This window comes from Nostoc sp. 2RC (assembly GCF_014222165.1).
Classification (GTDB): Bacteria; Cyanobacteriota; Cyanobacteriia; order Cyanobacteriales; family Nostocaceae; genus Nostoc; species Nostoc linckia.
In genome coordinates, this window is the sequence record NZ_JACKZU010000393.1 from 1 (window position 1) to 7,468 (window position 7,468).

Here is a 7,468-nt window from a genome sequence, read left to right on the forward strand (position 1 = left end):
TTATATGGGTTGTAAAATAGTTGATAATATTATCAGCTAATTACTTTATTTTTTTATTCGCCAAAGCTTTGGTTTATTCCACAGCAATCCCAAATAATTTGTGAAATATTACGTGTTAGGCTTGTTGAATGTTAATCGTTGACTGTCAACAATCAACAGTCAACGCCGATATTTTTCTCAACTAAAATATAAGAATCCTATTTGATTTTGAACAAAATTCCGTACAGTTTACTCTTTTATAACCCTCTTGCCTACTTATACAGTTCATTAATCAAATCGGACTGCTATAGAATTCCTGTATGATTTGATAAAAAACTGCTTCTAACAAATAAAATATCTATCCCAAAAGTGATTGATGAACTGTCAGCAGACCAAAGTCTCCCCAGAACTTCAGAACTGCTAGCGATCGAGTACCTCCACAAGCCTCCAGAAACTTGTAGAACAAGACCATCAGTTCATCAAACCATTGATTGACTTATGGGATTTATATGGGATTTGTTGTTCACTACAGCGCAAGTGCTTGGAGATCTGTTGTGCTTGAAGTGCTTTAGATTCCCTATAATTAAACAATATCATACATTTGGCCAATTTACTTGCGTTAATCAAATAATTTTTAAACAGTATCCATAGTTACAATTAGGAAATTAAAAATAAAAAAATATCCAAAAATTCAGATCCAATCTGGATAAATGGAGTATTAAGGGAACTCCAAAAAATAAATTGTTCTGATTCAGGTCGTTGACTGTTAACTGTTGAGCGTTGACAGTCTTCTGTGGAATATTTTTTTACTTGGAAGTCCCTAAGTTGCCCAAAATAGAGTTGAAACCTTTGCGGTCTATACTTGTGTGTACGCGCTAGCTTTTATATTAGCGGCAGAATGAGTTTACTTATAAAACAAGTCCCCAAGAAAAATCTCAAAAACTGTATTTTTAAATACAGTTTTTTAACTTAGAATAAGAAATTCTTTCACGCTTTCTTGCTTGTGATTTTTCATGGAATGTGAAAAGTTAGGTCATGAGAACCTGATAATTGTAATCATACAACTGCATCAATATTTTTATTTAGTTCTCAGCTATTTTATAGTATAAACCTATAACTATATTTTGTAAGTACAAAGAGTTTAAAGCTTATAAAAGTGGCTATTTAGATTTGAGCAATTTGTATTAAAAATAACTAAATGAATGGCGTGATCGCCAAAAAGTGATGCTTATTTTCAGCTGTGCTTTCACCAACAATATCTCTTGATGTTAAATATCCTGGCTATATGCATGATATACTTGCGAAGTGTCAGTGAAATTTTTCAACCATCAATATGACCTCCGACAAAAACGGCTTTTGTAACGCAGAGATACAACCAAGAAAAATTAACGGGGAACAGGGAATAGGGAATAGGGAACAGGGACTGTCTGTGGTGGGGGCTTAAATCCCCAACCAAGACTTTCCGCCTGTAGGCGGGGGACTCAAACCGTCTTAGTGAAGAGAGGGAATGAACGGACTGTTCCCCCTTACCCGTTCCCTGTTCCCTCTCCCGAAGGGAGTTGATTATTCCCTAATTTTGAAGCATTAGAGTATTTATGATTGATGATGTCGATGTCCTTTGGATCGCTTCTAGCGAAGTATTGCAGCGTTTCGATCGACCATTACTACGATACATATCGCAGAATGTGAATGTATTTGAATGGGAGTATTGTTATCACAAAGACGAAGGTAGATCCATAGATGAAGCTGTAGAGTTGGTGAATGAATTTTTAAAAGATTATTCTCATCCTATACATTTAGCAGGTCATGGTGCTGGTGGTGCCATTGCCTTAAGTGTTGCTCGTCGTTATCCCCAAAAAGTGCGATCGCTAGTTTTGTTAGCTGTAGCATCTCAGCCTGCTAACACTTGGCACGTCCACTATTATCTGCAAAGAAAAGTATTTAGTATGAGTCGCGAACAGGTTTTAGCTAGTAGTGTTCGTCATCTATTTGGTACGCCAACTCATGATACTACTAAAAAATTAATGGCTATATTATCTAGAGATTTAGAACAATCCCCTCTTCCGCACTCTCTGTTCAAATTAGTCGAGTTACCTCAAGGCGGTGTTTCTATGCCCATGATGGTATGTGGTAGTAAAAGCGATCCCATTGTTCATCCAAGTGCATTAACCAAATGGTTACAAGTATTGAAGCTTGAAGATCGACTTTGGGAATGTCCTAACGGTTATCATTTTTTTCACTTCTTTTACCCGCAAGAAGTAGGGGAAAAAATGTTAAATTTTTGGGGAATAACTCGTCTAGAAAAAATATTTAATCAGTCATTATTACCACAAGAAAGGAAAAATTAACAAGCATAATTTATGAAAAAATCACTCACGAAGGAGAGTTATAGAGAACATCAGATTTAGTGGAGTTAATTCAAAATTTATATAGGAATCCGCTTTGATTCTCAGGGAGAGATAAGTAGGCCGATATAAATAATTATTGTTGGGATAAGGCAGGGGGCAGGGAGCAGGGAGCAGGGAGCAGGGGGAGAAAGAGTTTGAGCCTTATTTACTTTTCTTTACATAGTTTGGTTTTATTTCACCGACTTACTTACAGCCTTATGAAACTAGATGTAAATCTTTGCAATAACCTGAAGTTTGTTAGAACTCGCTTGCACTTGAGCCAGCAAGATTTAGCTAACATAATTGGTGTCACCCGTCAGACCATTGGCAGCCTAGAATCGGGACAATGTGTTCCTTCTGTGGCTATGTGCCTGCATTTAGCCAAAGCACTTGGCTGCAAAGTTGAAGATTTATTTTGGCTAGATGAAGATTTCCCTGAAATTGAGGCAATTGTCGCTGGTTCAGCTTTGGAGGAACAGCCATCACAAGTTACTCTGGCGCGGGTTGGAGAACAATGGATAGCTTATCCCCTTGTTGGAAACGATGCTTTTCGTATGGAAATGATTCCCTCTGATGGTGAAACACTACCTGTGAAAAAGTTCGCCAACATCAGTCAACTGTCATTAGCTTCCGAGATAGCTTTGGCGCAGGGTCTTATAAAGAGCAGCGACGGTTACTTCCAGGATGAAGCACAAAGCCAGTTCGTAAGAAATAAAGTCGTGGTTCGGTTGTTGGACGATGTTGAGAAGTTGCAAAATACAGTTGTGATTGCTGGTTGTACACCCGTGCTTTCCCTATTAGCAAAAGCAACTGAACGTTGGCATCCAAGACTGCGCGTTCATTATCGTTTTGCCCACAGTAAGAAGGCATTGCGTAGTCTTTGCCGAGGTGAAGTTCACATCGCGGGAATGCACTTATACGATCCTCAGACAGGCGAATATAACGTTCCTTTTGTACGAACAGCTTTAGCTGGTAAGAATGCAGTTTTAATTACCCTTGGAGTTTGGCAAGAGGGATTGTTAGTCCCACCAGAAAACCCAATGGGAATTAAAACAGTTGCCGACTTGGTAGAATTTGGTGCAACTACCATCGTTCATGAAGTGGGTTCTGGTAGTCGGATGCTTTTAGAACGGAAACTCCAAGAACAAAGAGTGCCATTCCAGGCTATGAAGACATTTAACCATATTGCTCACAACCATCAAGATGTTGCCTTATCAGTAGCTTCAGGAATAGTTGATGCAGGTATTAGTACAGCATCCATAGCAGCTACCTTTGGATTGGGATTTATTCCCCTACATCATGCGCGATACGACTTGGTGATTCTCAAAGAATACTTGGAACAATCACCAGTACAGCAATTTTTAAGTATTTTGGGACATCAATTAGTGCGATCGCAATTAGAGATTCTCGGCGGCTATGACATCAGCAATATTGGGGAAGTCATAGCAAATATTTAAGCATTCTTGTGGGAAAAGCAATTGATTGCAAGAGGTTTATTGTACCGCTACAAACGCTGATTAATTTTAAAACTATAAAATTAAGTACCTATCGTATTTTGATAGCTCCATCCGGTAGTGGAATTAAAAGCACAAAAATCTGTATATGTGTATACATTACTGAAAAATATAGAAGTATAAAAAGTCGGATTTTGTAAATTATTTTGGCGTTATGTATGCTATACTTGCGTTAAGTTGGAATAAAAAGGATGTACTACGCAATTAAAGGATTCAGGTAGTGCGATCGATACTTGCTGAGTTAGTCAAATATTCAGATTTTCAGAAAACATATCCCAATCATCTCTATTTTCAGAGATATAAAAATTAATCCAAATTATCCTTTGGCTTAATAATTTGCATCATCATTGTAAATCCTCAGAGGTTGTATGATTCAAAGAAGGTTTGTCATTGCAGGTTTGGCCTGTTGTTTAGCGATTGTGAGTGTTGATGCTGGTAATTTCCTAGTCCCACAACAGCCAGCTAATGCACAATCATCAACAAATAAAAATGTCATAGTTGCCATGACGACTAGCATAGAAGACAGTGGTCTATTGGATGATTTAGTCCCAGCATTTCAAAAGAAAACAGGATACATACTCAAAAAAGTTGCAGTGGGAACTGGACAAGCTTTAGCTTTAGCTGAAAAAGGTGAAGTTGATGCACTATTTGTGAATTCACCGAAAGCGGAACGCAAAGTTTTACAAAGTGGTGCAGTGATAAATCGCCATTTGGTAATGCACAATGACTTTGTGATTGTGGGGCCAGCTAATCCTGATAAAGCCAAGATTAGAGGTAAAAAAAATGCTGTAGAAGCCTTAAGCCTAATTGCTAAAAACCAAGCATTGTTTGTATCACGAGGTGATGATTCAGGTACTAATAAGCTGGAAAAAGATTTATGGCAAGAGGCTAAAATTACACCTGCTGGTAATTGGTATCAACAAACAGGTTCAGGTATGGCGAAAACTTTACAAATCGCCAATCAAAAACTAGGATATACCTTAGTAGACCGAGCAACATATATATTTCAGAAAAAAAATATTTCCTCTTTGCAGGTATTGGTAGAAGGAGATAGGAAATTATTAAATCTCTACCATGTCTTAGAAGTAAATTCCCAGAAATTTCCCAAAGTCAATAGTGCAGGAGCTAAAGCATTTATTAATTTTGTTTTATCTTCTGAAGGACAAAAAATAATTGCAGCCCACGGCAAAAAAGAATTTAGAGAACCACTGTTTATTGTTGATGCTGGTAAAACGGAAAAAGATTATGGTTTTTAGAGAAACTTGAGTATCAGACGATAAGCCAAGGTATTGTTAGGAGTCGTGTAAAAACAACTCCTTGGAGAATGTATAAATATTTCTGCTGAGATACTTCATTACACTAGCGTGATTGTTGACTGTCAACTGTCAACAGTCAACAATCTAATCGAGTCAATGTGCAACGCCAAATGCAGAACAGCTTATTACGGTAATTAACTGTGGATACAATCATTCAAGGAGCAATCAGAGCTATTGAGCTATTAACAAAGGCCGATCGCGATGTAATCGATGTAGTAATAATGACATTGATTGTATCTGGAACAGCGACAGCGATTAGCGTTTTCCTGGGTGTACCTTTGGGATTATGGTTGGCTTTAGAAAATTTTGTCGGAAAACAGGTATTAAATAGCGTCGTTAACTTCGGTATGGGATTACCACCAGTGGTAGTTGGCTTAGTCGTCAGTCTATTTTTGTGGCGTTCTGGCCCCTTGGGGGACATTGACTTGATGTATACACCGATAGCAATGATCGTAGCCCAAACAATTATTGCTTTGCCCATTGTTGCAGGCTTGAGTTTTGCAGCCATTCTCAGTATTAATCCCAAACTACGTTGGCAACTGTTATCAATGGGGGCGACACCGTGGCAAGCTAATTTGTTACTGATTAAGGAAGCCAGATTAGGATTGATAGCAGCGGTGATTGCAGGTTTTGGTCGCGTCATCTCCGAAGTTGGAGCATCAATGATGGTGGGGGGCAATATTAAAGGGCAGACAAGAGTCCTCACCACAGCTATTGTCACAGAAGTAGAAAAAGGTAACTTTGATGTGGCCATGGCGATCGCTTACATTTTACTCTTCATCACCTACAGCATTATTGTGTCGCTGACTATTTTGCAGCACGACAAGAAAACATTATGAATACACTTAATCAGTCAAAGTCCTATGTCGATATGGAATCCTCTGGTGTAGAAGGACAGGAAAATCTTAAAGACATAAATGAATATGTCCTGAATATGCGTCAGGTAAAAGTCCATAGCAAAACTCGCAAAAATATCTTGTCAATTGATAATTTTGCTGTCCGTCCAGGGGAACTTGTTGCTGTGCTTGGCCCCAATGGTGCTGGTAAAAGCACTCTGTTAACAACAATCAATTTGTTGCAACCTTACCGCGGCCAAATGCAATTGTTTGGACAAGATGCCAGTCATACTAATAAAACAAGCTTGCATCGTCGTTCAGCTTTAGTTTTTCAAGAAACATTACTACTTGATGACACAGTGTTTAATAATGTTGCCAGAGTCCTACAGTTTCGCAACGTACCAAAACACCAAATTAAGCAAAGGGTATATACTGCGCTGGAAACCTTTGGTTGCGAACACTTGGCACATCGACAAGCTCGTTCTTTATCTGGTGGTGAAGGTAAGCGAGTTTGTATTGCCTGTGGGTTAGTCGCTGATGCAGAATTACTATTATTAGATGAGCCTTCTGCTTCCTTAGATGTGGCCATCCGCCCGCAAATTATCGAAAAAATCAGACAATGGGCGCAAGCGAGGGAAGCGACAGTGATATTAGTCAGTCACAACTTTACTGATATCTTGCATTTTGCCGATCGCGCCATCGCCTTGTTTGACGGCCGTATCATTCAGGATGATAAATTAGAAAACATCATCCGCCGTCCAGCCAACCAGCAAATTGCTAGATTGGTGGGGATGGATAATATTATTCCCTGCCAGGTAAAGCCAAGCGATGGAGGTTATTTGATTAAACTGGCAAATAGTATAGAGTTTCTTTACCCTGGTGAAATTAGCACACCCATTAGTGCCTGTTGTTTGTCTGGTGATGCTTTCTATCTCGATCGTGTCAGTTCTACAATTCCATTGCAGCCAGAAATCGTAAGAGTAGAAGCGTGGGTAGAAAGAATTTTACGTGGCATAGGAACTGATACGATTCGCTTTAAATTGGGAGAACAAACCTTGACTGCCAAATTACCCCACAGGTATACATCCGATCGTCTCTCTCCTGATGGAATGATTAAACTGGCATTCAATCCTACAGATGCACATTTTGTGTAGTAGATAAAAATTTATGTAATGGTAGCAGGGTATTGGTAGGGTATCTATATCCTGTTGTTGCGATCGCCATTCTGTTGAGAGATAAAGTTTTTATCTCTAGTAGTCTCCAAACCCAAAAATGTTAGGTGGGGTTGGGTAAAGGTTAAAGGGAAAAGGGTAAAGGATAAAGGACTTCCAAGTAAAAAAATATTCCACAGAAGATTGTTGACAGTCAACAGTCAACGACGAGAACCAGAATAATTTATTTTTTGAAGTTCCCTAAAAAACCTTTCCCCCTTCCCC

General features: G+C 38.8%; 5 protein-coding genes. All 5 read left to right on the forward strand.

Features of this window, described 5'->3' with window-relative positions; translation table 11 throughout:
• The first annotated feature begins 1,574 nt into the window (after window positions 1-1,574).
• The 5 genes from GNE10_RS29550 to GNE10_RS29570 all read left to right on the forward strand — a co-directional run bounded on the left by GNE10_RS29550 (window position 1,575) and on the right by GNE10_RS29570 (window position 7,186).
• The gene (locus GNE10_RS29550; RefSeq protein WP_185569285.1) at window positions 1,575-2,327 is read left to right on the forward strand and encodes an alpha/beta fold hydrolase; all 753 of its coding nucleotides are present in this window, start codon (window positions 1,575-1,577) and stop codon (window positions 2,325-2,327) included.
• 257 nt (window positions 2,328-2,584) lie between these two features.
• Window positions 2,585-3,823 (forward strand): substrate-binding domain-containing protein, encoded by a 1,239-nt coding sequence (locus GNE10_RS29555; RefSeq protein ID WP_185569287.1) that lies wholly within the window; start codon window positions 2,585-2,587, stop codon window positions 3,821-3,823.
• Window positions 3,824-4,248: 425 nt separating this feature from the next.
• Window positions 4,249-5,136, forward strand: a complete 888-nt coding sequence (locus GNE10_RS29560) for a substrate-binding domain-containing protein (protein ID WP_185569288.1) — start codon at window positions 4,249-4,251, stop codon at window positions 5,134-5,136.
• Window positions 5,137-5,336: 200 nt separating this feature from the next.
• On the forward strand, window positions 5,337-6,035 hold the full coding sequence (locus GNE10_RS29565; protein WP_185569289.1) for an ABC transporter permease: 699 nt from the start codon (window positions 5,337-5,339) through the stop codon (window positions 6,033-6,035).
• Window positions 6,032-7,186 (forward strand): ABC transporter ATP-binding protein, encoded by a 1,155-nt coding sequence (locus tag GNE10_RS29570; RefSeq protein WP_185569290.1) that lies wholly within the window; start codon window positions 6,032-6,034, stop codon window positions 7,184-7,186. The genes GNE10_RS29565 and GNE10_RS29570 overlap by 4 nt, the downstream gene beginning before the upstream one ends.
• The last annotated feature ends 282 nt before the right edge of the window (window positions 7,187-7,468 follow it).